This is a genomic window from Coprococcus sp. HPP0074 (assembly GCF_964238105.1).
GTDB lineage: Bacteria > Bacillota > Clostridia > Lachnospirales > Lachnospiraceae > Faecalimonas > Faecalimonas umbilicata.
The window spans coordinates 133,296-159,256 of the sequence record NZ_CAXSKS010000008.1; the positions used below are offsets into that span (position 1 = coordinate 133,296).

Genomic DNA, 25,961 nt, shown 5'->3' on the forward strand with positions numbered 1-25,961 from the left:
TTTAATAAGAAATTTAGAAGTTTATTCATATAGAAAGCGAGGGAGATTGTTTTAAGTTATATTTTGTAAAAATTAGGCTGATAAACGAGAGAGAAAATTACAGTCAAAGTCAGTTTTTTGAATTATTAGAAATCTTTTCTTGCAAAAATTTGGAAACTCTCTGAAATTATTGAAGGAATATCTGGATGTGGCATCAGAAAAATCCTATGTTTTTTGAAATGTAGAAAAATGATACAATATAAGAGTGAATAAATATTTATAAGGAGAAAAGCTAGAAAAATACTTGTGACATCAATGCGATTTTCGTAAAAAATCTACTATATGAAGAATATGAAAATCATATATACGAGAATATAGGCAGTAGATGCATAGACAAAAGAAAAGGAAAAAGGGGTAGATGAAATACAAAATATATAAAAACACTAAAAAGATAGAAAATTCTGATGAATTACGATGAGAAAAGTATTTTGCGTAAACATGCAAAAAATGAAAAAATTTATTGACAATGCAGCGATGAAAAATTATAATAACTTTAATGCTATAAATTATAAAAGGAGGAGAAAGTTATGAAAAAACGAGGCAAATGGCTTGCACTTGCACTGGTAGCTGCACTCGCAGTAACAACTGTTGGATGTGGAAGTGGCAAGAAAGAATCCAAAGGCGAAAAAGGGGCTTCAGAAGAGATTAAAGATCTTGTGACTTATGAAGTGCCACAGCGTGAGATGGAGAACGTATTTATTTTGAATACGGAGATGGCAGCTGACTTAAACGTACTTTGTAACACAAACGAAGGTTTCCTTGAGACAAATCCAAAAGGACAGTTAGTGGCAGGTATCGCAAAAGAATGGGGTACAGAAGATAATGGTCTTACATGGACATTTAAGATGAGAGACGATGTGAAATGGGTAGATCAGCAGGGAAATGAAAAGGCTGACATGGTTGCAGATGACTTTGTAACAGCTCTTGAGTGGATCCTGAATGCACACAAGAACGATGCTGGTAACAACACATCTATGCCAATCTCAATGATCAAAGGTGCAAAGGAATACCGTGAATATACAAAATCACTCTCAGCAGATGAGGCATTAAAGCTTGACAAATCGAAATTCCTTGAGATGGTAGGAATCGAAACGCCAGATGATTACACAGTAGTTTACCACTGTATAGCAGAGACACCATATTTTGATACAGTAGCAGTATCTGCATGTCTGTACCCGATTTCTCAGGGCTTCATCGATGAAGTTGGTGTAGAAAATGTAAAATCTGTAGGAATCGATAAATTATGGTACAACGGACCATACATCTTAACAGAGTTCATCCAGGGTAACACAAAGACTCTGACAAAGAACGAAAGCTACTGGGATAAAGATTGTAAACTTTTCGATACAGTTACAATCAAACTGATCGAAGACTTAACAGTTGGATACTCTCTCTATGATACAGGAGAAATCGATACAATCGACCTTGCAGAAGCAAACTTAAGAGCTATCTACGAAGATGAGAACAACCAGTATCACGATTATCTGACAGAGAAACTTCCTAAGAAATTCTCTTACCAGATGAAATTCAACTATGCAAAGAAGAACGAAGACGGATCTGATGATACAAACTGGAATACAGCGATTGCAAACGAAGCATTCCGTCAGTCTATCTACTACGGACTTGACCTGACAAAAACTTATGAGAGAGCAAACATGATCAATCCACTTAGCTGCGAGAATACAGCTTACACAATGAAAGGTCTTGTATACTTCTCAGATGGTACAGAGTACGTTGACAGAGTAGAAGAATTAATCGAACTTCCAGAGTCTAACGGCAAGACGATGAGAAGACTTGACAAAGAAAAAGCAGAAGAGCTTAAGAAACAGGCAATAGAAGAACTCTCTGCAAAAGGTGTTAAATTCCCGGTTGAGATGGACTACTATATCCCAGCTGGTTCTCAGTTAGCACTTGATGGTGCAACAGTTCTTCAGGAAAACTTTGCAGACTGTTTTGGAGATGATTATATAAAATTAAACATCGGAACATATGTATCCAGCTTAACTCAGGAAGTTATCGATCCAAGTCTTCATTCTGTTGTTATGAATGGATGGGGAGCTGACTATGGTGATGTGCAGAACTTCCTCGGACAGGAGACATACGGAGAAGAGACAGCTTACTATTCAATGAACTACACAAACATCAACGACGCTACAGATCCTGAACTGATCGCTACATGGAAAGAATTTACAGACCTTGTAAACAAAGCGAATGCAATTACAGGAGATCTTGATGAAAGATATGAAGCATATGCACAGGCAGAAGCTTACATGTTAAAACATGCGATGACAATCCCATACAACCTTGATATTTCATGGCAGTTATCAAAAATCAATGATTACTCAGTATCTCATGCAATCTATGGTATGCAGAATGCAAAATATAAGGACTGGGAGACATCCGTAGACGCCTATACTACGGAAGATTACGAGAAATTCGCAGAGGAATTTAATAAATAATGTTTAAGTATACAATCAAGCGACTGTTACAATCTGTTGTGACAGTCCTGATTGTTGTAACGATCGTTTTTCTGTTGATGAGAATGCTTCCGACAGACTATTTCTTTACAGAAGATCAGTTAATGAAGTTTACATCAGAGCAGAAAGAAGAGCAGTTACAGGCGGCAGGACTGTTAGATCCGATGCCGAAACAACTCGTTCGTTATTATGGGCAGCTTCTGAAATTCGATTTTGGCGAATCCAGAAGAATTCAGAACGGTGTTGATGTCGTATCGGTAATTGGCGATAAATTTACAATTTCTATGAAACTTGGATGTACTGCACTTGTGATTTCCCTTTTTGTAGGTATCCTTATCGGTATTATCCAGACATTAAACAAAGACCGGATCTTAGATCATGTAGGAACAGCATACACAATTTTTGTAAATGCGGTTCCAAGCCTTGTGTCATACTCACTTGTGTTGGCATTTGGTTCGAAAGTGCTCGGGCTTCCGTCGCTTTATTCGACACGGAATCCGTCAGAGACAAGTATACTTCCGATCGTATGTCTGTCACTGGCATCTATCGCAAGTTATGCACTCTGGACGAGACGTTATATGGTAGATGAACTGAATAAGGATTACATTAAGCTGGCTCGTGTAAAGGGTACTTCTTCTGCGGGAATTATGATTAAACATGTCTTTAAGAACGCATTTGTACCGCTGGCTCAATATGTTCCGGCATCATTTCTCTACACAATTGGTGGATCTCTTTTGGTAGAAAGATTCTTCTCTGTACCGGGAATGGGACCACTTCTTACGGATGCGATTGTCCGCTATGACGTAAATGTCGTGCAGACACTTGTAGTCCTTTACGCAGTGCTTGGTACACTGGGTGTATTCCTCGGAGACATTCTTATGATGTTACTTGATCCGAGAATTAAACTTACAGGAAAAGGAGGAACGCGATAATGGGCGAAAATGAGAAAAAAGATGATTTATTTCGGTTCGTGGAATATTCTGCAGAAGAAGCGGAACGTACCGGATATTCAGACTATTCTTATTGGAAATCCGTGTTCCAGAATTTTCTGAAGAAAAAATCAGCAGTTGTGATGGCCATTGTCTTTTTTGCACTTGTAATTTTCTCTTTCATCGCACTGCACATTGGAAAATATGATTATGCTGCATTAAAAACAAATTCAGCTATGGCATTCCAGTCACCGAATGGTGAATATTGGTTCGGAACAGATAACCTCGGACGTGATTACTGGTGTCAGGTATGGTATGCAGCACAGACATCCATTAAACTGGCGCTGATCGTTGCGCTTGGAGAGTGTGTGCTCGGAGTTATCATTGGCTGTATTTGGGGATACGTAAGAAGCCTCGATCGTATTTTGACAGAAGTTTATAATATTATTAATAACGTACCAGTTATCATTTATATGACATTGATTGCGCTTCTTGTTGGGCAGTCCTTTACAATTATGTGTATTTCACTGATTGGATTCGGATGGCTGACCATGGCGAGAAATGTGCGTAACCTTGTTATGATGTATCGTGATAGAGAATACAATCTTGCTTCACGATGCTTAGGTACTCCGATCTGGAGAGTGCTCGTAAAGAACATTCTTCCATATTTGATCAGTATCATTATTCTGAGACTTGCACTGTCGATCCCGTCGACAATTGCACTTGAGTCTACATTATCTTATTTAGGACTTGGACTTGGAATCGATACACCGTCACTGGGTATTCTGCTTAGAAATGCCCGTAACTATTTCCTCGAACATCCGTATCTGCTGATTTTCCCGGCGGTAATTGTATCTCTTATTACAGTTACATTTTACCTTGTGGGAAATGCGTTCTCTGATGCGGCTGACCCGAGAAATCACGTATAGAACGGAGGACTGCTATGACAAAAGAACCAATCTTGTCTGCGAAAGATGTAGAAATCCAGTTTAGCTTACGTGGCAGAAAACTGACGGCGATTCGCAGATGTTCCTTAGACCTTTATGAAGGAGAAACACTTGCAATTGTAGGAGAGTCAGGATCAGGAAAGTCAGTGTTTACAAAGTCTTTCTTAGGAATGCTTGACTCAAATGGAAGTATTACACACGGATCGATCATGTATGATGGAAAAGATCTGGCGAAATATAAAAAAGAGAAGGACTGGAGAACAATCCGTGGAAAGAAAATTTCTATGGTAATGCAGGATCCGATGACTTCTCTGAATCCATTGAAAAAAGTAGGAAAACAGATTGAGGAAAGTATTGAACTGAATCAGGGGATCAAAGGTGCTGAGGCAAAGAAAATGGCACTGGAGATGCTTGAAAAAGTAGGAATCCCATTTCCGGAGAAACGATACAATCAGTATCCACATGAATTTTCCGGTGGTATGAGACAGCGTGTTGTCATTGCAATCGCAGCTGCCTGTCATCCGGATATTCTGATCTGTGATGAACCTACGACTGCGCTGGATGTAACAATCCAGGCACAGATTCTGAATCTGATCAGAGATCTTCAGAAAGAACTGAAGATGACAGTTATTTATATTACACACGATCTTGGTGTTGTGGCGAATGTAGCGGACCGTGTTGCAGTAATGTATGCGGGACAGATCGTTGAGTATGGTACAGTCAATGAGATTTTCTATGATGCATGGCATCCGTACACATGGGCATTGTTATCTTCCCTTCCACAGTTAGGAGTGAAAGGGGAACCGTTGCCAACGATTGAAGGTACACCACCGAACTTATTTAATAAGATTCAAGGGGATGCATTTGCACCTCGTAACAAGAAGGCACTTGCAATTGACTTTGAAGAGGAGCCGCCATTCTTTGAGATCACACCAACGCATAAGGCGAAAACGTGGTACTTAGATCCGCGTGCACCGAAGATTGAACAGCCGGAGGCAATTAAACGTCTTCGTGCGAGTATGGAAGGAAGAGGGTAAGAATTATGCAAGAAAAAGAAAAACTGATTGAGTTGAAAGATCTGCAGATTACCTTCGGAACCGGAAAGAAGAAGTTCGTTGCAGTTGACCATGTGAACTTTGATATTTATAAAGGAGAAACCTTCGCGCTCGTAGGAGAGTCAGGATCAGGAAAGACAACGATCGGACGTGCAATCACGAGAATCAACCCGGTATCTGCTGGAGAGATTTTGTTTAAAGGGCGTCGCATCAGTGGTAAGATTTCAAAAGAACTCGACCTTGAAGTGATAAAAAAATGTCAGATGATCTTCCAGGATCCTCAGGCATCCTTAAATGAACGTGCGAAAGTTGATTATATTATCTCAGAAGGTCTGATTAATCATCACCTTTACAAAGATGAGAAAGACAGATACAATAAAGTGCAGAATGCACTTCGGGAAGTTGGTCTTTTACCGGAATTTGCATCTCGATTCCCACATGAATTCTCAGGTGGACAAAGACAGCGTATCGGTATTGCGCGTGCGTTGATCATGGAACCGGAGTTTGTTGTGGCGGATGAACCGATTTCTGCGCTGGATGTTTCTATCCGTGCACAGGTATTGAACCTTCTGAATGAGTTGAAGAAGACAAAAGGACTGACGTACCTGTTTATCGCACATGACCTGTCTGTTGTAAGATTTATTTCAGACCGTATTGCGGTAATTCATAAGGGACGTATTGTGGAGCTTGCAGAAGCAGAAGAGTTGTTCCTGCACCCGCTTCATCCATATACAAAAGCGCTGCTTTCTGCAGTTCCGATTCCGGATCCAGAGCGTGAGAAGAATAAAGAGCTTATTGTTTATGATCCGTCGATTCATGATTACAGTGTGGATCAGCCGGTTTGGGAAGAAATTCTGCCGGGACATTTTGTCTATGGAAATCAGAAAGAACTGGAAGGATATCGCAGAGAGATCGAAAAATAAGAAAAATATTACGGCTGAGGCAAAAGCGAAGCTGTTGTCTAAAAGCTGGATAAAAATGATAAAAGTATGTCTTGTTGAGGGGAGAACTTGTTGGGAAAACCTTGACAAGACTTATTTTTTGTGAAAAAGTATAATCTGGACAGAGAAAATGAAGTAATACTTAGGTAAAGGAAGAAAAACTATGATTAAAAAAATCCGTATGATATTTCAAAAATATATGATCCGTCCAATGTTATATCAGTGTGTGGCAAAATTTGCTGTAGCGATGGTTCTCTGCCTTCTGTGGGACAAGTTTTTGAATCAAGGGGGATATCGGTCACTTGCAGAGAATGCACTTTTTGTGGCAGGATGTATTTTCCTTATGTTGGCATGGATTCAATATCTTAGGCTGGATGGGGTTCGGATCCATCATTTGTTGGAGGAAAAAGAAGAGAAAAAAAAGAAACATATCACAAAAGATATGGTAGATTTTGTCGATGAGAAGGTGATTCCATTTGGGGAATTGGATGATGACGAACGGATTGTGTGCCGGTTTTTAGGAGATTTGTTGTGTGCGCTTGTCTGTTTGATTCCTTCTCTGATCGCAATGATGGTCTAGGAAAGAAAAAGACATTCCAGCATAGGTGTAAATATAGCATAGAGAAAGAACAGAAAGAATAGAGAAAGATGCCTTGCGACGTATAGAAAACGTTGCGAGGTTTTTTGTTTTTTACAAAACTTTTTGAAGCAAAGTAATTGACAAAAGTAGGAGTGGTGGATATAATGCATATATAGTTAATTACTTGAGTAACTAACTGTATAACGAGAGGAGGAAAAGATGAAGCTGAATTTTGATGATGAGAAGCCTGTATTTTTGCAGATTGCAGAAGGGATGGAAGATGCAATCTTGACAGGGGTATTTCAGGAAGAGAGTCAGATTCCTTCTACAACAGAGCTATCTGTGACTTATAAAATCAACCCGGCAACTGCGCTTAAGGGGATCAACCTGCTGGTAGATGCCGGGATCGTGTATAAGAAGAGAGGAGTAGGAATGTTTGTGGCAGAAGGTGCAGTAAGGAAATTAAGACAAAAGAGGAAAGACCAGTTTTATGAAAATTTTGTAAGTCGTCTTGTAGAGGAGGCGAAGAAGCTGGAGATTACAGATATGGAGATCATTTCGATGATAGAAAGGGGATTTTCAAAATGAGAGGGATAGAGATCAAAGAAGTGTCAAAGGGCTATAAGGACACAAAGGCGCTGGATCATGTCAGTGTACAGTTTGAGGATGGGAAAATATATGCGCTTCTAGGACGAAATGGAGCAGGGAAATCCACCATGCTCAATATTATCAGTAACCGGATTTTTCCGGATCAGGGAGAAGTGCTGGTAGATGGAAAGCCTGCAAGGGAAAATGATCAGGTGCAGCAGAATATGTATCTAATGAGTGAGCAGACACTTTACCCGGCAGGGATGAAGATCCAGCAGGCATTTCAATGGTCGAAGGAATTTTATCCGAAGTTCGATATGGAGTATGCGATGGAACTTGCAGGGATGTTTGGGCTGAATACGAAGAAAAAAGTGCGGACACTTTCCACCGGGTATAAGTCGATTTTTAAGCTAGTTCTTGCGCTTTCTGTCAATGTTCCATATCTGTTTTTAGATGAGCCGGTCCTTGGGCTGGATGCGAATCACAGAGAGATGTTCTATCGGATTCTTCTTGAGAAGTATATAGAAGAACCGTTTACGATAGTAATTTCTACACATCTGATTGAAGAGGTCGCAAGTGTGATCGAACATGTTGTGATCTTAAAAGACGGGAAGATTGTGAAGAATTGTGCGACAGAGGAATTGCTTGCCGGTGGTTATAGAATATCCGGGAAGAAGGAAATGGTTGACATATGGAGCCAGGGAGAGGATGTGATCGGCACGGAGATGCTCGGAACGATGAAGACGGCATATGTGATCGGAAGTTCCAAAGAAAAATGGAAGAAAGCACCGGAAGAGCTGGAAGTGGCGAAGTTGGACTTGCAGAAGATGTTTATCCAGATGACAAATCGTTAGAGGGGGATGTATATGAGAACGAAGAAGAGTTTTAAATATCAGTTTCAAGAAGTGTGGCAGTCAATTGGGATGTTATATCTTGTTCAGATTGGAATGCGTCTACTGGCATTGCTGATTGCGAGCAAGATTGGTGGAGAATATGTGACGATGAACGGAATGAATATGATGTCGGCGATGTTTATGCTGATCATCGGAATGTGTAGTTTTACAGAAAGCTTCCAGTTTTTATTGCAGAATGGTGTGAGCAGAAAGCAAGTTCTGGCAGGAAAGATGCTTGTCTTCGCAGCCGGTGCCGGGATGTGCGGAGTGGCTGATACCTTGCTTGCTACAGTAGATCAAAAGCTGAACGGATGGGGAAATATCAAATTTGGAGGAGAAATTTTACCCTTGTTTTATCCAGAGTTTTTAGAGCAGGTATCTTCCGTTGTGAGGGCAATCGTCTCGGTAGCACTGCTGTCTGTAGTGTATGCACTTTTTGCAGGGGCAGGGTATATGGTGTCTATCATCTGGTATCGTCTGAATAAAATAGGAAGAATCATATTTGCATTTGGAGTACCGGCAGTTTTATGGCTTGTATATCCCCTTGCGGACTATTTTTTGTTTGGTGGAAGGAGCATGATCGCCATCATGAATGCGATCATGAAGTTATCCGGCCTCGCCGATGGGAATCCATTCTATGGACTGATATCTGGTGTAATAGGTCTGGTGATTCTGGCAGGTTTCAGTATATTGTTGATCAGAAAAACGGTGGTAAGACGGGAAAATTAATTTTATAGTGGGAGATCGTTCTATATTTCCTCCGGAAATCATGTTATAATGAGATACATGATTTTCGGAGGATTTTTATTTTGGAATCAGGAAGGAACAGATCAGGAGTGAGCAGAAAATCCGGAGAGGAGGAGAGGTATGAGAAAGATTTCTAAGAAAGAACTCAGACATGGAACATGGTTCCGGAAGATGATGGTGGTGACAGTATTTCTATTTATTGCGATGATCGCAGCGGGCGCGGCGATGCAGATGGCAGAGTGGGCGCTTTCTGGAGGAAACGGTCTGGCAGCATGGCTGGTAGTGTTTGGAATCTTTGCGGCAGCAGTGGCAGGGTGTAAAGCGTACTGGAAGCCGATGGTGCGATACTGCCGCAGGAAATATCTGACAGTTCCGGTCGTATCGGGATTGCTGGACGGGAAAGAGATCGACCGACTTCTGGATGGAGAAGTCTTTGAGACGGTGGTGGATCTGGACCGGAACTGGGATGTCAAAGAAAGTGCGAACTGGTTTCGTGTGGCGGATTACTATATTTCCAAGCAGCTGACGATGGGAATGCAGCTGGGGAATAATGTAGGAGTAGTGAATACAGGGCGTGAAACCGGAGAACTGTCTTTACTTGGGATCGACGGGACTTTCCTGAAGGTGACTTTGCCGACGATGATCCCAAGAAGCGGCGTAGAGCAAATCTATCACTATATCCGCAGCGAGGGGAGTATCCGGACAAACTGGGTATGGAAGATTTTTGATTGTGGAGAGGAGACGCGGCATCCCGTATTGCAGCGCGTATTTGAGGAGGAATGCCGGAAGTTTCCATCGAAAACAGAGGCAGTGCTTGCATTGGGTGCAGATGCCGAGGAGTTGAAAGAGAGGGAAATTGCAGCGCTTTCCTACGAGGAAAAAGAAGATGTATACAGGTTTCAGAAAGAAGCGATGAAACTTGTCTGGACTGTGAAGATTGGAAATGCGAAGAAAAATGGATTTGTCGAACAGTACGACCGGGCATATGCATTTGAAATTTGCAGCAAGGCGCTGAAAGCATTGATCGTCAAAGAGCCGGGAAAGAAAGAGCGGAAATTTGAAATCGAAGACTGGCCGTTTCTCTATATGACGCAGCGTGTGCCGGAGTGGTATGAGATACTGGATGAACAGGGAAATGTTGTGTTTGGAAAGAAGTAAGAGGTGAATGATGTCGTTACAATTTATTTTTGGAAATTCTGGATCCGGGAAATCCAGATATCTGTATGAACAGGTTATTGCAGGAGCATGCGAAAATCCAAATCGGAATTACATTGTGCTTGTGCCGGAGCAGTTTACGATGCAGACACAGAAAGAATTAGTCAGACTGCATCCGCGGCATGGAATCATGAATATTGATGTATTAAGCTTTGGACGGCTGGCGCATCGCATTTTTGAGGAGGTGGGCGGAAACAGAAGAATCGTGCTTGACGATATCGGGAAAAGCTTGCTGCTAAGGAAGGCGGCAGGGGATATGGAAGGAGAATTAAAGGTACTGGGGAGCAATATCCGGCGTCTTGGATACATCAGTGAAGTGAAATCGGTGATCTCAGAATTCACACAGTATGATGTTGGCGCAGAGGAACTGGAGCGTGTAATGGAAAGTGGAGAGATTGGCCCGCAGCTTTACTGGAAGCTTCACGATATCCAGAAACTTCAGGAAAAATTCGGAGAGTATCTGCAGGGAAAATATATTACCGGAGAAGAATTGCTGGATGTCTTTAGTGCTGTCGTGCAGCAGTCAGAGATTTTAAAAGACAGTGTGGTTGTACTTGACGGATTCACCGGATTTACACCGGTACAGAACCGGGTGCTTGGACAGCTTTTAAAAATTTGCCGGAAAGTAACCGTTACTGTGACGATAGATCAGAGGGAGGATCCTTACCAGTTGAAGCATAAGTATCAGTTGTTTACTCTGAGTAAGCAGATGGTTACCGGATTGGTGCACATTGCGGCGGAGGAAAACATTGAGGTAGAGCCTCCTGTGCAGTTGTATGGAAACCGGGGAGAAGTTCCTGTTAGATTCCGGGAAAATCCGCCGCTTGCTTTTTTAGAGCAGAACTTGTTCCGCTATACGAAGCGGGTGTATGACAACAAGCAGGATATGCTGTCGCTTCATGCGGTCAAAAATCCAAAGGAAGAGTCGGTGTTCGTTGTTTCAGAGATTCTCAGGCTGGTGCGGACAAAGGGGTACCGCTACCGGGATATGGCTGTGATTGTCAGTGATATGGAAACTTATGCGGAATATATGGAGAGAGCATTTCGGATTTGTGGGGTTCCATTTTTTATGGATCACAAACGAAGTGTGCTGCTCAATTCCTTTGTGGAATACTTGAGAAGTCTTTTGGCGATGATCGACGAAAACTTTTCCTATGAGAGTACGTTCCGTTTTCTGAGGACAAATCTGACCGGTTTTACACGGGAAGAGGTGGACGATGTGGAAAACTATGTGGTGGCACTCGGCATTCGTGGATATAAGAAGTGGAAAGAGATGTGGGTAAGGCAAAGTCCGCATGCAGACGCTGAGGACATGCTTCGTTGGAATGCATTCCGGCAGAAATTTATAGAGAAGTTAGAAAGACTCACAGAGGTATTGAAGCGCCGGAAAAAGACGGTGCGGGAAGTGACGGAGGCAATTTATGCATTTCTCGTTCAGGAAGAGATGCAGAAGAAGATCGGCATATATGAAGTGCAGTTTCAGGAGCGGGGACAGTTGGTACTTGCAAAGGAATATGCCCAGATTTACCGGATTGTACTGGAGCTGTTTGACAAGTTTACAGAACTGCTTGGGGAAGAGCAGATTTCTCTCGGGGAATACAGAGAACTTCTCGATGCAGGGCTTCAGGAGGCAAAGGTCGGTGTGATTCCTCCGGGAATCGATCAGGTGGTCGTTGGAGATATCGAGCGTACAAGGCTTCAGGATGTGAAAGTTTTATTTTTGGCAGGAGTAAATGACACCTGGCTTCCGGGAAAGCAGGGAGCAGGAGGACTGTTGTCCGAGTATGACCGGGAGAGATTTCAGGAGCAGAAGGTGGCACTGGCACCGGGGGCGAAGGAGCAGGCTTACATTCAGAAATTTTATCTGTATCTGCATCTGACAAAACCATCTGAGTATCTGTATTTGACTTTTTCTAAAATCTCCTCGGAAGGGAAAAGTCTGCGTCCTGCCTATCTGATCGCAGATCTAAAAAGGATGTATCCAGAACTTTTGGTGGAAGAGGAGGAAGACAGGCCATTCTGGGAAAAGGAACTGACACCGGAGACGGCACTTCCGTATCTTGTGGAAGGGCTGCAGGTGCGAAGTGAGACATTTGGAGGAGCATGGAAGGAGCTATATACTTGGTATCGGAAGCACCCTAAGTGGCATGCACAGATGGAGCAATTGCTTGCGGCAAACCATCTGAAACGTCCGCACGATCAGTTATCGGAAGAGGTGGCTAGAAAGCTTTATGGCACGATCTTAGAGAACAGCGTGACAAGATTAGAAAAATTCTCTGCCTGTGCTTATGCGCATTTCCTTACTTATGGGATGAAGTTGGAAGAGCGTGCAGTCTATGGATTTAAACCGGTAGATCTTGGGAATATTTTCCACAGTGCGATGGAACAGTTTTCGAAAAAATTAGAAGAGCACCAAGTGACATGGACGACAGTTTCTGAGGAATTGCGGGAACAACTCATCGAGGAAAGTGTGGAGGCAGGTGTCACAAACTATGGAAATGCAGTGTTATATAGTTCTTCCAGAAATGAATATGTGATCACGCGTATGAAACGTCTGCTTAGAAGAACGGTATGGGCGTTGACTAAGCAACTGGAGAAGGGAGATTTTGTGCCGGCGGGATATGAGATCAGCTTTGGGAATTTGGCACATTTGGAGTCGGTTAATTTGTCACTGTCAGAGCATGCACGGATGCGGCTGAGAGGAAAGATTGACCGTGTAGATCTGTATGAGGATGAGGAGCATGTCTATGTCAAAGTCATTGATTATAAAACTGGGGCAAAAGCATTTCAGTTAGGAGAAATGTATCATGGATTGCAGCTACAGTTGATTGTCTATTTGAACGCGGTGATGGAGATGGAAGAGCAGAAATATCCGGAGAAGGAGATTGTTCCGGCAGGAATTTTCTACTATCAGATGAAAGATCCGTTTGTGGAAAAGGAAGTTAGAGAAAATCTTGGGGAGAAGGCAGTTTTGAAAGAATTAAAACCAGATGGCATCGTCAATTCCTCAGAGGAAGTCATCACCCATTTGGATCGTTCTTTTTCGGGGAACTCGGATGTGATCCCGGTTGGAAGAAATAAGGATCAGAGCCTCTCAAAGACGTCAAAAGTGTTGAGCGGAAGAGGATTTAACATTTTGTCAGAATATACAGATCAGATTTTAAATCGGATCGGACAGCGGATTTTAGATGGGGAAGCAGAGATCCTTCCATATGAACTGGGAGGAAAGACTGGGTGTGATTACTGCCCGTATCAGGGAATCTGTGGATTTGATAAGAAAATACCGGGGTATGAGTATCGGAAACTTTCCAAATTGAAAGATGTGGAAGCATTGCAGCAAATGGAGCAAGAAGTGAAAGAGTAGATTATGAAAAAAGAAAGGGGAGAATCATCGGATGGGAGTATCTTGGACAAAGGAACAAGCGCAGGTCATCCATCTTAGAAACAGAAATATTCTTGTGTCTGCGGCGGCAGGCTCAGGAAAGACGGCGGTGCTTGTAGAGCGGATCATCACGAGACTGACAGTAGATGAGCCGCCGATTGATGTAGATCAGATGCTCGTCGTGACATTCACGGAAGCTGCGGCAGCAGAGATGAAAGAACGTATTCGGGATGCGATTGAGAAAAAATTGGAGGAGCAGCCGGAAAATGTCCATTTGCAGCGACAGGCGACACTGATCCACAATGCGCAGGTGACGACAATCCACAGCTTTTGTCTTTCGGTCATCCGGGACTATTTTCATATGATCGATCTGGATCCGGGATTTCGGATTGCGGATGAGGGAGAATTGAAGCTGCTTCGGCAGGATGTGCTGGAAGAAGTTTTGGAGAACTGTTATACAGCCGGTGAGCAATCTTTTTTGGATTGCATCGAAAGTTTTGCAGCAGGAAGGGACGACAAGAAGATCGAGGAGATTATTTTGCAGTTGTATGAATTTTCTCGAAGCAATCCGGAGCCGGAAAAGTGGCTCCGTCAGTGTGTGAAATCCTATGAAGTAGATACGATGGAAGCATTTGAGGCTTCGGAAGGAGCTGTTTATGCGAAAGAGAGTTTGAGAAAAGCGTTGGAAGAAACAATGGCACTTCTGGAAGAAGGGATAAGACAGTGCCAGGAGCCGGACGGCCCTTATATGTATGCCGATGCACTCAAGGAGGATCGCGAGAGGATTCAAAAGCTGCTGGCGCAGACAACGATGCGGGGAATGTATGACTTGTTTGCAGACTGGAAGTGGAAGCGATTTGCAGCGAACAAAGACAAAAGTGTATCGGAAGAACTCACTGCCTCGGTAAAGAATATCAGAGAAGAAGTGAAAGACATTGTGGGAGCGCTTAAGGATCAGTTTTTCTATGAAGCACCGGAGGAATTGTGGAAAGATATGGTGGAAGCAGGGAAAACGATGTCTGTACTTGCAGGGTTGGTACAGTTCTTTGCAGATGCATTCGAGGAAAAGAAACGGAGTAAACACCTGATTGATTTTTCGGATATGGAGCAATATGCACTTCGCATTCTGACAGAAAAGACAGAGGAGGGACTCATCCCTTCTGAGGCCGCGAAAGATTATCAGAAAAAATTTGCGGAAGTTATGATTGATGAGTACCAGGACAGCAATCTGATCCAGGAGGCGATTCTCACAAGTGTCTCTACGGTGTCAGAAGGCAACTATAACGTGTTTATGGTGGGAGATGTCAAACAGAGTATTTACCGTTTCCGTCTTTCCAGACCGGAACTGTTTATGGAAAAATTTAACACATATAGTATAGAAGAAAGTCAAAAACAGCGGATCGATCTCCATAAAAATTTCCGAAGTAGAAGAGAGGTGCTGGACAGCACCAATTTCGTATTCGAGCAGATTATGACAAAAGAACTAGGAGAAATTACATACGATGAGAAAGCTGCATTGTATGTGGGAGCAGACTACGAGGAGAAGCCGGGAATGGAGATGGAGGTACTGCTGGTCAATACGGCGGAGGATTTTTCCGAACAAACCGAAGTAAGGGAAGCATCTGACCGGGAGCTTGAGGCGCGTGCAATTGCGGCAAGGATCAAGCAGCTTGTGGGAGCACACCCGGTATTTGATAAAAAAAGCGGGGCATATCGTCCGGCAAAATACAGCGATATTGTCATTCTTACGAGAAGTTTGAAAGGATGGACAGATGTCTTTACGGAAGTGCTGAACCGGGAAGGAATTCCAACCTTTACTGGGTCGAAAGAGGGGTATTTTGAGACGAGAGAAATTCGTCTGTTGTTAGATTATCTTCGTGTGCTGGATAATCCGCGGCAGGACCTTCCGCTTGCAGCTGTGTTAAAATCAATGTTTGCAGGACTGTCCAGTGAAGAGTTTGCCAAGATCAAATGCGAGGAAAAGGAAGTACCTTTTTATCAGGCGGTGCAGGATTACCGGCGAATGGGGGACGACAGAGCGATCCAAGAAAAATTAGACAGGTGTTATGAGAAGATGGAGGACTTCCGGGAGAGGCTCCCGTATACGGCCATCCACGAACTGCTCTGGCAGATTCTAGATGAAACCGGCTATGGAAATTATGTGGCGGCGATGCCAGGAGGCGGGCAGCGGGCGGCGAATCTGGAGATGCTTGTGGAGAAGGCGATTGCTTTTGAAGCTACAAGTTATAAAGGGCTTTTTAATTTCGTGCGCTATATTGAACAGCTGAGGAAATATGATATTGATTACGGAGAGGCAAACATTGCCGATGAGCAGGCGGATACGGTACGCTTGATGAGTATCCATAAAAGTAAAGGGCTGGAATTTCCAATCGTCATTGTAGCGGGAATGAGCAAGCGTTTCAATATGCAGGATACGACGGGAAGCATTGTAGTCCACCCGGAACTTGGAGTCGGGGTGGATGCAGTCGATTTGGAGTACCGGACGAAGATTCCGACGTTCCTGAAAAAAGTGATCCAGAGAAAGGTTCAGTTGGAAAATCTCGGGGAAGAACTTCGCGTACTTTATGTTGCACTTACAAGAGCAAAGGAAAAACTGATTTTAATTGGAAGCATTTCTAATCTGGAGAAGAAATTGAAAAGTTTTGCTTCCATTCAGTCCAGAGAACAAACAGCGCTTCCATTTGGAGTTCTTTCGAGGGCTACATCGTATTTTGACTGGATTTTGCCGGCGCTGTTTCGGAATCAGGTGCTTGCAGATCTGCTGAATGGATATGGGATGAATGTTCCGTTTACCAATGCAATGTACCAGAAAGAGGTTCCGCTCGTTGTGGAAGAGATTTTTCCGGAACATCTTATCTTGCAGGAAACTGCGGAGGAAGTGGAGCAGGCATTGACAGAAGAGCTCTTAAGAAACTGGGATACAGCATATGTCTATGATGAGAGAATGAGAGCGCAGATTGAAGAACAGTTTTCCTATCAGTATCCATACGAAGCCATGCAGAAGATGAAATTGAAATTTACTGTGTCTGAACTGAAAAAAAGGTCAGAGCCTGAGGAAGAGGCAGGAGAAATTTTGTATGAAGAGCCCGAGATAGTTCCTTTGGTTCCAAACTTTATGCGGGAGAAAACAGAGCCGGGATACACGGGAACTTTGTCCGGGGCATCCAGGGGAACGGCATACCATAAGTTTTTGGAACTGCTGGATTTTGGAAAAAGTTATACTATTTCGCAATTGTATGCTGAGGCGGCAAAGTTCTGTGAGGAAGGGAAACTTAAGCCGGAGATGATGGAAAGTATCTACTACAAAGATATTTTAGGATTGCTGGAAAGTCCGCTTGGTCTCAGACTTCGGAAAGCAGCACAAAGTGGCTGCCTGAAAAAAGAACAGCCATTTGTACTTGGAGTTTCGGCGGATACAATTTATCCGGAACTGCTCGAGAGACAGGAAGAAGAGGAAGAACTTCTGATCGTGCAGGGAATCATAGATGTTTATTTTGAGGAGCCAGACGGAATTGTCGTCGTGGATTATAAGACAGACCGGGCAGCATCTCGGGAAGAGCTTGCAGAACGATATGAGAAACAGCTCCGCTATTATGGAGAAGTGCTGGAACGGCTTACCGGAAAGAGAGTAAAGGAGAAAATTATATATTCCTTTGCGCAGAAAGAAGAGGTACGAGTATGATAGAAATCGCAATCGGTTACGTGCTCCTGATCAATTTGTTTGCGTTTTCCCTGTTTGGAATCGATAAGAGAAAGGCAGTGAAAAGGAAATGGCGCATTCCGGAAGCGACCCTTCTGACGGTGGCGGCGCTTGGAGGAGGAGCCGGGGCGCTTCTTGGAATGTATACCTTTCATCACAAGACGAGAAAACCGAAATTTTATGTTGGTGTGCCGGCATTACTTGTGGCAGAATGTTTGGTGCTATGTTATTTATGGGGAAATCGATTCTGATTTTCGATGTTATGGATGGATTGAACAATAAAGGACAGGGGCGATACAGAAGTAGTTTCTTATACAAGAGATGATTCTGTATCGTCCCTGTCTGTATGTCTGAAAATGAGGTAGATTTCAGGCAGAAATTGGCACGACATTAAGAAAATCTTCATAAATTCTTATATATTTTTACATTGACAACAATATTATACGATATATAATATAGATAAATAAATAGTATTAAATTTATTATCATATTATGAATCACAAATAGAAAAAGATAAAGGAGTGATGACATGGTATTTAACACAGGAGCGGCATTGTTAGATGCGATTGTGTTGGCAGTTGTATCCAGAGAAAGTCAGGGGACTTACGGATATAAAATTACACAGGATGTCAGACAAGTGTTGGAAGTATCGGAGTCTACCTTGTATCCAGTTTTGCGAAGACTCCAGAAAGATCAATGCCTGGAAGTGTACGATATGCAGTTTGACGGCAGAAACCGGCGGTACTATAAGGTGACAGATCGAGGAATGGCACAGCTGAATCTGTATCGCGAGGAATGGAAAGTGTATTCAAAGAAGATCAGTGAGATATTTGAGGGAGGTGTGACTGCATGAATCGAATAGAATTTATGTTAGAGCTGGCAGCGCTTTTGCAGGATGTGCCAGTGGAAGAGCGAACAGATGCAATGCAGTATTATAATGATTATTTTGATGCGGCAGGAGAAGAAAATGAACAAAAAGTAATTTCGGAGCTGGAAAGCCCAAAGAAAGTTGCAGAAAAGTTAAAAGTAGGCCTGGATGGCAGAAGCGATCTGGGAGGAGCCTTCACAGAAAATGGTTATCAGGATTTTCAGTTTGACAGTCGGAAAATGCCGGTAGCCGGAGAGTATTCATATGAGCAGAGCCGGTCAGAAGAACGTGGTACTTATGAAAATGAGAAACACAACAGGACAGCAAAGGTGATTTTGCTCGCTGCGATTATTCTTATAGGAGCGCCGATCGTGATACCGCTTGTGATTGCAATTATCGGGGTCATCTTCGGGGTGGTGATCGGGATTGTAGCAGCAGTGGCAGGGATTGGTATGGGAACGATTGCAATTTTGATTTCCGGAATTTTTACAGCAGGTGTAGGAATTGTCCACATGTTTACGGCTGTCGGAGAAGGATTGCTAGTAAGTGGAATCGGACTTTTGCTTACCGCGGTCGGATTGCTTGGATCGATGGCGGTTCTGTGGGTGATTTTGAAGGTGGTACCATTTCTGTTTCAGGGAGCTGTAAATATTTGTAGAAAGATTTTGCAGAGAGGAGTGAGAAGATGAAAAAAGGTTGGAAAGCCGGGTGGATCATAGCAGGTGTAGCGGCAGTGACTGGAGGGATGTTTTGTATTGCGGGTGTTGCGCTTGGAGGAAGAACAGATACAATTGAATTTAACGGAGAGCATGTTTTCGACTTCTTTTCAGGGGAACTGTTTGAAGATGATCTGTCGGAGGTGGCCTCTCCGTATGGGGCTTCTGAAGAGCAGTACACAGGGAGTGAAAGAGAAAATCTTTTTACAGATGTAAAGCGGATGGAAGTTGAGATAAGTGTAGGTGAGATAATCGTAGAGGAAACAGATGGAGCAGAAATTCAAGTAACGATTCCAGAGGACTTCAGAAAAATCCAGTGTTACCAGGACGGTGAGAAACTGACGATCGAGAATACAGAGCGAAAGTCAAAACTGGGAAAGAGCGTAGAACCGGTCGTGATTGGGATTCCAAAAGGATACCGTTTGGAATCGTTTCAGTGTGAGATTGCAGCAGGTGAGTTTACTGCGGACAAGCTTCGCGGTGGTCATGTGGAAATCAGTGCGGGAGCAGGAGATGTTACGATTGAGAAAGTCGATGCAATGACAATGACTTTAGAGGCTGGTGCCGGGGAAATTGACATTATGGAGGCAGTTGTGTCAGAAGGAGAAATCGAATGTGGAATGGGAGAAATATATCTGACACTTGCAGGGGAAGAGACAGACTATGAATGTTTCACAGAGTGTGGAATGGGAAGTGTGTGGATCGGAGATGAGGAATATACGGCGCTGGGATCAGAAAAACGTATTCATCCGGGAGCAGAGAAAAAGCTTGCTATCGAATGCGGCGCCGGGGAAATTACTATTGACTTTTCTGAGCAGGAGTGAAACACTGTTCATAGGAAAATTAATTTACAGAGTGTTTTTTAAGAAAGGGGAATTTTAGAATGGAACAGAAAAGATTATACAGATCAACAAGAAATAAAATGATATGTGGAGTATGCGGAGGAATAGCAGAATATTTCAACATCGATCCGACACTTGTAAGACTTGGAGTTGTATTGCTCAGCTTGACAAGTTGGGGAACGGGAATTCTTGCCTATTTTATCTGTTCGGTCATTATTCCGGATGAGCCGAAAGAATTTTAATATGGAGAAAACTTTAGGATGACATAAAAAAGCAGCGAACAGCTGCTTTTTCCTTTTAGAGCATAGAGAAGTCCGTGGGAAGTGAGGAGTCTGTATAAATTAAAAAAAACAGGGAATATTTACAAATATCACAATGGATTTAATAGAATTAGGAAATTGCAGGAAAAGGGGAGAAAAAAGATGTCACGGAAAAAGGAAAAAAAGATTGTATTAAGTGAATTAGAGCCAGAAGAACGGTTGAAATATGAGATTGCAGAAGAACTCGGACTCCTCGATCAGGTGATGGAAAAAGGGTGGAAATCACTGTCGTCGAGGGAGACCGGAAGAATCGGAGGAATCGTAAAAAACCGTAGAAAAATGTTTAAAAACTGTGAACAATCTGAGGCAGGGGTTGAAAAATAAGAGATTATTTGATATAATCGTACGACTGGGAGAAGGAATTTTTTTGTGCGTAAGTATTTCTCCCGAAAGAAAAAATGCATAATAATTCTTGATTTCTACTTTCTTTTTTTGCTGTTTTGCATTAAGATATATACAGATATGTAGAAATGTAGAATTTATTAAGCGGAGGAGAAGAATATGATATCAAATCAGACACTTCAGAACACCATCGAAGGCTTGAAGGGAATTACCCGGGTCGATTTGTGTGTAATGGATACAGAAGGAAAGGTACTTGCAAGTACATTTACAGATACAGAAGATTATGAAAGTGCGGTAGTGCCGTTTGTGGAATCACCGGCGGACAGTCAGGTGATCCAGGGCTACCAGTTCTTTAAGATTTTTGACGAACATCAGCTCGAATATATCTTAATGGCGAATGGTGGAAGCGAGGATGTATACATGGTCGGTAAGATCGCGGCATTCCAGATCCAGAATCTTTTGGTCGCTTACAAAGAGCGTTTTGACAAAGATAATTTCATCAAGAATCTGCTTCTTGACAACTTACTGCTTGTAGATATCTATAATCGGGCGAAAAAATTACATATTGACACGGAAGTGAGACGTGTTATTCTTATAGTTGAAACGTCCCGGGAGAAAGATACGGGGATGCTTGAGAGTGTGCGTGTACTTCTGGGCAGCAAGACAAAGGATTTTATCACAGCTGTGGATGAGAAGAACATCATCGTTGTGAAAGAGCTTGCAGCTAATGAAGGTTACAAAGAGATGGAACAAGTTGCAAAGAACATTCTGGAGATGCTTCAGTCAGAGGGCGAGGAAGATGTTCATGTTGCATACGGAACTATAGTAAATGATATCAAGGAGGTATCCAAGTCCTACAAAGAGGCGAAGCTTGCACTGGATGTAGGAAAGATCTTCTTTAATGAGAAAGATATCATCGCATACAACACACTTGGTATCGGAAGACTGATCTATCAGCTGCCGATTCCACTTTGCAAGATGTTTATCCGTGAGATTTTTGAAGGAAAATCACCGGACGATTTTGATGAGGAAACATTGACGACGATCAATAAATTCTTCGAAAACAGTCTGAATGTATCGGAGACATCAAGACAGCTATACATCCACAGAAATACACTTGTGTACAGGCTGGATAAGCTGCAAAAGAGCACAGGTTTGGATCTTCGTGTGTTTGAAGATGCGATCACATTCAAGATTGCTCTTATGGTAGTGAAATACATGAAGTACATGGAGACCTTGGAGTATTAGTGATAGGAGGACATATGATAGAATTAAAAGATGTAACGAAGGAGTATTCAAAAGGAGTTGCGGCTCTGAATGGAGTATCTGTGAAGATCGAGCAGGGCGAATTCGTGTTCATCGTAGGGGACAGTGGGTCAGGAAAATCTACTTTGATCAAGTTGATCATGAAAGAATTAGATCCGACATCCGGCACGATCATTGTGAATGGACAGAATCTGAACCGTATGAAGCACAGACATATTCCGAAGTACAGAAGAGGCCTTGGAGTTGTGTTCCAGGACTTCAGACTTTTAAAAGACAGAAATATTTATGAGAACATTGCATTTGCCCAGAGAGTTGTTGAGACTCCGACGCGTGTGATGAAGAAGAAAGTACCGGCAGCGCTTTCACTTGTAGGACTTGCTCAGAAATATAAGATGTTCCCGAAGGAACTTTCCGGTGGAGAACAGCAGCGTGTAGCAATCGCAAGAGCGATCGTCAATGAGCCGTCAATCCTTCTGGCAGACGAGCCGACAGGAAATCTTGACCCGACAAACTCATGGGAGATCATGCAGTTGCTTGAGGAAGCGAACCAAAGAGGAACAACCGTATTAGTCGTTACACATAATCAGGAGATCGTAAACGAGATGCAGAAGCGTGTAATTACGATGAAGAAAGGTGTCATTGTCAGCGACGAGAAAAAAGGTGGGTATATAAATGAGGATTAGTACAGTAGGATATACGATGAAGCAGGGAGTTAAGAATATCGGAAGAAACAAGCTGTTCTCGCTGGCATCAGTTGCAACGATGGCGGCATGTATCTTCTTATTCGGACTATTCTTTTCCGTAATTCTTAACTTTAACTACATAGTCAAGAAGGCAGAAGAAGGGGTAGCGATCACTGTATTCTTTGAGGAAAATCTGGAAGACAGCAAGGTAGAGGCAATCGGAGATGCGCTGAGAGATAGGGACGATGTCCTGAAGGTTACTTACGTTTCGGCAGATGAGGCGTGGGATACATTCAAGGATGAATATTTTGGAGAATCCAAAGATCTTGCCGAGGGATTTAAGGATGACAATCCGCTGGCAGGATCTGATAACTATGAAGTGTATATGAAAGACGTAGAGTCACAGAAAGAAGTCGTGAAATTTGCAGAAGGACTTGATGGAGTCCGCAAGGTCAATAAGTCCGATGTTGTTGCAAAGACATTGTCGAGTGTCAATAAACTGATCCTCTATGTGTCTGCGGCGATCATCTTGATTCTGCTGATTGTAACAGTATTTTTGATCAGTAACACAGTTACGATTGGTATTACGGTCCGGAAGGAAGAGATTGCGATCATGAAATACATTGGTGCCAAGGATTATTTTGTCCGTGGACCATTTATCGTTGAAGGTATTCTGATCGGTCTTGTCGGGGCAGCAATTCCGCTGGCAGGATTGTATGTCGTATATGACAAAGCAATTGATTACATTATGACCCGCTTTAGCATTCTGAATAACATTTTAGATTTCATGCCAGTGTGGGATGTGTATAAAATCTTATTGCCGACAGGTCTTCTTCTTGGAGTCGGAATCGGTTTTATCGGAAGTTTCTTTACGATCAGAAAGCATTTAAAGGTATAGGTGAAAATATGAAATTAAGAGGAAAGAAGATAGCGGCACTATTCCTTGCGTGTGCGTTATGCAGCGGAAGTGTCATGCCAGTGTCAGCAACATCTATTTCTGAGACACAAAAAAAGGGAGAGCAGTTGGAAGAGCAGAAGAAAGCTGCGGAAGCCGAGAAAAGCTCGCTTGATAATGAACTGAACACAGTCATCCAGGAACTTCAGAAAGCGCAGGATGATATGTCTGCGAAGGAAGAGCAGATTGAGTCTGCTGAGAATGAGCTTGTGGAGGCGAAAGTAACTGAGAACAATCAATATGAGAGCATGAAGAAACGTATCAAATACATGTACGAGAATGGAAATGTGGAATTTATCGAGATCATTCTCAGTGCAGAAAATATCTCAGATTTTCTCAACAAAACGGAATATGTGACTAAGATCTCGGAATATGATAGAGATATGCTTGTAGAATTTCAGAAGACGGTTGAGCAAGTGCAGAAGAAGGAAGAAGAACTCCGTGCAGAGTACGAGGAACTGTCAGCGCTTCAGACGACACTTTCTGAGAAGCGTGCAAGTGTAGAAACACTACTTTCTAATAAGAACATTCAGATTGCAAATCTGGAATCTGAGATTGGGGAGAACGCAAAAGTATTACAGCAACTGATCGCGGAAGCACAGGAGGCCGAACGGCGCCAGAAGGAAGCTGAGGCGGCACAGTTAGCAGCACAGCAGCAGGCGATGAACAACAATGCCGGACAGAACAATCAGATACAGGCACCTTCGGGTGGAAGCAGTACTGGTGGAAGTACATCTGGAGGAGTGATGCCGCCGTCATCAGACAATGTGGTATCTGGCAGCGGGTACTTTACACACCCATGTCCGGGGATGACATATCAGTCAAGTTACTTTGGAGAAATCCGAGAGTTTGAGGTCGGAGGGCACAAAGGGCATGATTATGCAGCGCCAGAAGGAACACCTACATATGCAGCAGCGGCAGGCACTGTCCTGATTGCAAATTATAGTACATCAGCAGGAAACTGGGTTGTCATCCAGCATGACAATGGACTTGTTTCAAAATACATGCATCATTCTGCACTGACAGTATCTGCTGGACAGAGAGTAGAGAAAGGTCAGCAGATTGGATATGTGGGAAGTACCGGACAGTCGACAGGACCACACCTTCACTTTCAGGTAGAATTAAACGGTGTAGCAGTGAATCCTTCAAATTATATGTAAGACAGGTAATCATATGGAGAATAAACATAGTTTTTTAAAAGGGGCGCTCTGTGGCGCCCTTGCTATGTTCATAGGGGGAGGTGCCATTTTTGGCGGAGTTTCCCTAGGAAAGAATGTAGCAGAGAAAATCAGAAAGAATGAAAATAACAGTATTCAGTCATCGGAGAGTGTGCTGAACGCGGAATCAAAAGAAAAGCTGAAAGAGATTGAGAAGATTATTGACGAGCATTATCTTCGGGATACAGATACAGAAGATCTGGAAGACGGTATGTATGCAGGAATTCTGGCAGGTTTAAATGATCCGTATTCGACTTACTATACGGAAGAAGAAACAAAGGAACTTTTTGAGACGACATCAGGAGAATATATTGGAATCGGAGCGGCGATGTCTCAGAATCTAGACACAGGAATCATTACGGTAAGCAGAGTCTACAAAGACTCTCCGGCAGAAAAAGCGGGAATGCGTTCGGAAGATATTCTCTATAAGGTGGAAGGCGAAGAAGTGACCGGTGAGGAACTGGATGAAGTTGTTGCAGACATCAAAGGAGAAGAGGGGACAGAAGTCCATATCACCGTTTTACGCGGGGAGGAAAAAGAAGAGATTGAATTGACGGCTGTGCGAGGAAAAGTCGAAGCTCAGACAGTCGAGTTTGAGATGAAAGAAGACCAGATTGGCTACATCAGTGTTTCTGAATTTGACAGTGTGACGATGGGACAGTTTGAACAGGCGCTTACAACATTGGAAGAGCAGGACATGCAGGGGCTTGTCATTGATTTGAGAAGTAATCCAGGTGGAAATCTTGATACAGTCTGCAATATGCTGGAGCTGATCCTTCCGGAAGGAACGATTGTTTCTACAAAGGATCGGAGTGGAAAAGAAGAAGAAATCCGAGGAAGTGGAAAGAATGACTTTGATACTCCGCTTGCAGTTCTGGTAAATGGATATAGCGCAAGTGCTTCTGAGATTTTTGCCGGAGCAGTTCAGGATTACAAGATCGGTACGATCGTAGGAACGACAACATATGGGAAAGGCGTTGTCCAGCAACTATTTCCACTCGATGACGGAACTTGTGTCAAGGTGACAATCTCTGAGTATTTTACTCCGAAGGGAAGAAATATCGACGGGAAAGGAATCGAGCCGGATGTTTCGGTAGAGTATGTCAGAGATGAGGAAGATCCGGAGGCTGACAATCAACTGCAGACTGCGATGGATGTGCTTCGGGAACAATAGAATACAATGTACCAGTGTACTGAAAAATCAGTGCAGCATGGAAAGAATTTATCCAAAGTGATGA

At 43.0% G+C, this 25,961-nt stretch carries 23 protein-coding genes; all 23 read left to right on the top strand.

Translation table 11 applies throughout. The features are described 5' to 3' along the window. The first annotated feature begins 566 nt into the window (after positions 1-566). Positions 567-2,498, top strand: a complete 1,932-nt coding sequence (locus tag ACESPO_RS11115; protein ID WP_499788844.1) for a peptide ABC transporter substrate-binding protein — start codon at positions 567-569, stop codon at positions 2,496-2,498. After that, a complete protein-coding gene (locus ACESPO_RS11120) occupies positions 2,498-3,448 on the top strand; it encodes an ABC transporter permease (RefSeq protein WP_390108422.1) in 951 nt (316 codons plus the stop codon). The genes ACESPO_RS11115 and ACESPO_RS11120 overlap by 1 nt, the downstream gene beginning before the upstream one ends. Continuing rightward, on the top strand, positions 3,448-4,374 hold the full coding sequence (oppC, locus tag ACESPO_RS11125) for an oligopeptide ABC transporter permease OppC (RefSeq protein WP_016441436.1): 927 nt from the start codon (positions 3,448-3,450) through the stop codon (positions 4,372-4,374). Before ACESPO_RS11120 ends, oppC begins: the two co-directional genes overlap by 1 nt. Before the next feature lie 14 nt (positions 4,375-4,388). Then, positions 4,389-5,429 (top strand): ABC transporter ATP-binding protein, encoded by a 1,041-nt coding sequence (locus ACESPO_RS11130; protein ID WP_499788845.1) that lies wholly within the window; start codon positions 4,389-4,391, stop codon positions 5,427-5,429. 5 nt (positions 5,430-5,434) lie between these two features. Then, positions 5,435-6,370 (top strand): ATP-binding cassette domain-containing protein, encoded by a 936-nt coding sequence (locus ACESPO_RS11135; RefSeq protein ID WP_009263600.1) that lies wholly within the window; start codon positions 5,435-5,437, stop codon positions 6,368-6,370. A 181-nt stretch (positions 6,371-6,551) separates the two neighbouring features. Next, positions 6,552-6,968 carry a hypothetical protein gene (locus ACESPO_RS11140; RefSeq protein ID WP_009263599.1) on the top strand — a complete coding sequence of 139 codons (417 nt, stop codon included), beginning with the start codon at positions 6,552-6,554 and terminating at the stop codon, positions 6,966-6,968. 219 nt (positions 6,969-7,187) lie between these two features. Beyond that, a complete protein-coding gene (locus ACESPO_RS11145; RefSeq protein ID WP_009263598.1) occupies positions 7,188-7,556 on the top strand; it encodes a GntR family transcriptional regulator in 369 nt (122 codons plus the stop codon). Then, the gene (locus ACESPO_RS11150) at positions 7,553-8,410 is read left to right on the top strand and encodes an ABC transporter ATP-binding protein (RefSeq protein ID WP_119987442.1); all 858 of its coding nucleotides are present in this window, start codon (positions 7,553-7,555) and stop codon (positions 8,408-8,410) included. Before ACESPO_RS11145 ends, ACESPO_RS11150 begins: the two co-directional genes overlap by 4 nt. A 12-nt stretch (positions 8,411-8,422) precedes the next feature. Beyond that, positions 8,423-9,178, top strand: a complete 756-nt coding sequence (locus ACESPO_RS11155) for a hypothetical protein (RefSeq protein WP_499788846.1) — start codon at positions 8,423-8,425, stop codon at positions 9,176-9,178. Positions 9,179-9,316: 138 nt separating this feature from the next. Next, on the top strand, positions 9,317-10,354 hold the full coding sequence (locus ACESPO_RS11160; RefSeq protein ID WP_499788847.1) for a hypothetical protein: 1,038 nt from the start codon (positions 9,317-9,319) through the stop codon (positions 10,352-10,354). A 10-nt stretch (positions 10,355-10,364) separates the two neighbouring features. Then, entirely contained in the window at positions 10,365-13,775 is a 3,411-nt protein-coding gene (gene addB, locus ACESPO_RS11165; protein ID WP_336305126.1) for a helicase-exonuclease AddAB subunit AddB, read from the top strand. A 31-nt stretch (positions 13,776-13,806) separates the two neighbouring features. Continuing rightward, positions 13,807-17,496, top strand: coding sequence for a helicase-exonuclease AddAB subunit AddA (addA, locus tag ACESPO_RS11170; RefSeq protein WP_336305127.1), 3,690 nt, complete (start codon positions 13,807-13,809; stop codon positions 17,494-17,496). Then, on the top strand, positions 17,493-17,765 hold the full coding sequence (locus ACESPO_RS11175; RefSeq protein ID WP_270666350.1) for a DUF1294 domain-containing protein: 273 nt from the start codon (positions 17,493-17,495) through the stop codon (positions 17,763-17,765). Before addA ends, ACESPO_RS11175 begins: the two co-directional genes overlap by 4 nt. Positions 17,766-18,043: 278 nt before the next feature. After that, positions 18,044-18,367, top strand: coding sequence for a PadR family transcriptional regulator (locus ACESPO_RS11180; RefSeq protein ID WP_008977377.1), 324 nt, complete (start codon positions 18,044-18,046; stop codon positions 18,365-18,367). Continuing rightward, on the top strand, positions 18,364-19,071 hold the full coding sequence (locus ACESPO_RS11185; RefSeq protein ID WP_499788849.1) for a DUF1700 domain-containing protein: 708 nt from the start codon (positions 18,364-18,366) through the stop codon (positions 19,069-19,071). The genes ACESPO_RS11180 and ACESPO_RS11185 overlap by 4 nt, the downstream gene beginning before the upstream one ends. Beyond that, a complete protein-coding gene (locus ACESPO_RS11190) occupies positions 19,068-19,922 on the top strand; it encodes a DUF4097 family beta strand repeat-containing protein (RefSeq protein WP_270457324.1) in 855 nt (284 codons plus the stop codon). The genes ACESPO_RS11185 and ACESPO_RS11190 overlap by 4 nt, the downstream gene beginning before the upstream one ends. A 59-nt stretch (positions 19,923-19,981) precedes the next feature. Next, positions 19,982-20,182, top strand: a complete 201-nt coding sequence (locus tag ACESPO_RS11195; protein ID WP_008977374.1) for a PspC domain-containing protein — start codon at positions 19,982-19,984, stop codon at positions 20,180-20,182. 180 nt (positions 20,183-20,362) lie between these two features. Next, on the top strand, positions 20,363-20,584 hold the full coding sequence (locus tag ACESPO_RS11200) for an alpha/beta-type small acid-soluble spore protein (protein ID WP_008977373.1): 222 nt from the start codon (positions 20,363-20,365) through the stop codon (positions 20,582-20,584). 177 nt (positions 20,585-20,761) lie between these two features. Then, positions 20,762-21,850 (top strand): PucR family transcriptional regulator, encoded by a 1,089-nt coding sequence (locus tag ACESPO_RS11205; RefSeq protein ID WP_499788851.1) that lies wholly within the window; start codon positions 20,762-20,764, stop codon positions 21,848-21,850. A gap of 14 nt (positions 21,851-21,864) precedes the next feature. Beyond that, positions 21,865-22,551: a cell division ATP-binding protein FtsE gene (ftsE, locus tag ACESPO_RS11210; RefSeq protein ID WP_008977371.1), complete on the top strand. Its 687-nt coding sequence runs from the start codon at positions 21,865-21,867 to the stop codon at positions 22,549-22,551. Next, on the top strand, positions 22,541-23,449 hold the full coding sequence (ftsX, locus tag ACESPO_RS11215; RefSeq protein WP_008977370.1) for a permease-like cell division protein FtsX: 909 nt from the start codon (positions 22,541-22,543) through the stop codon (positions 23,447-23,449). Before ftsE ends, ftsX begins: the two co-directional genes overlap by 11 nt. 8 nt (positions 23,450-23,457) lie before the next feature. Continuing rightward, a complete protein-coding gene (locus tag ACESPO_RS11220; RefSeq protein ID WP_016439779.1) occupies positions 23,458-24,666 on the top strand; it encodes a murein hydrolase activator EnvC family protein in 1,209 nt (402 codons plus the stop codon). Positions 24,667-24,679: 13 nt separating this feature from the next. Continuing rightward, positions 24,680-25,897, top strand: coding sequence for a S41 family peptidase (locus ACESPO_RS11225; RefSeq protein WP_499788852.1), 1,218 nt, complete (start codon positions 24,680-24,682; stop codon positions 25,895-25,897). Positions 25,898-25,961: the final 64 nt, after the last annotated feature.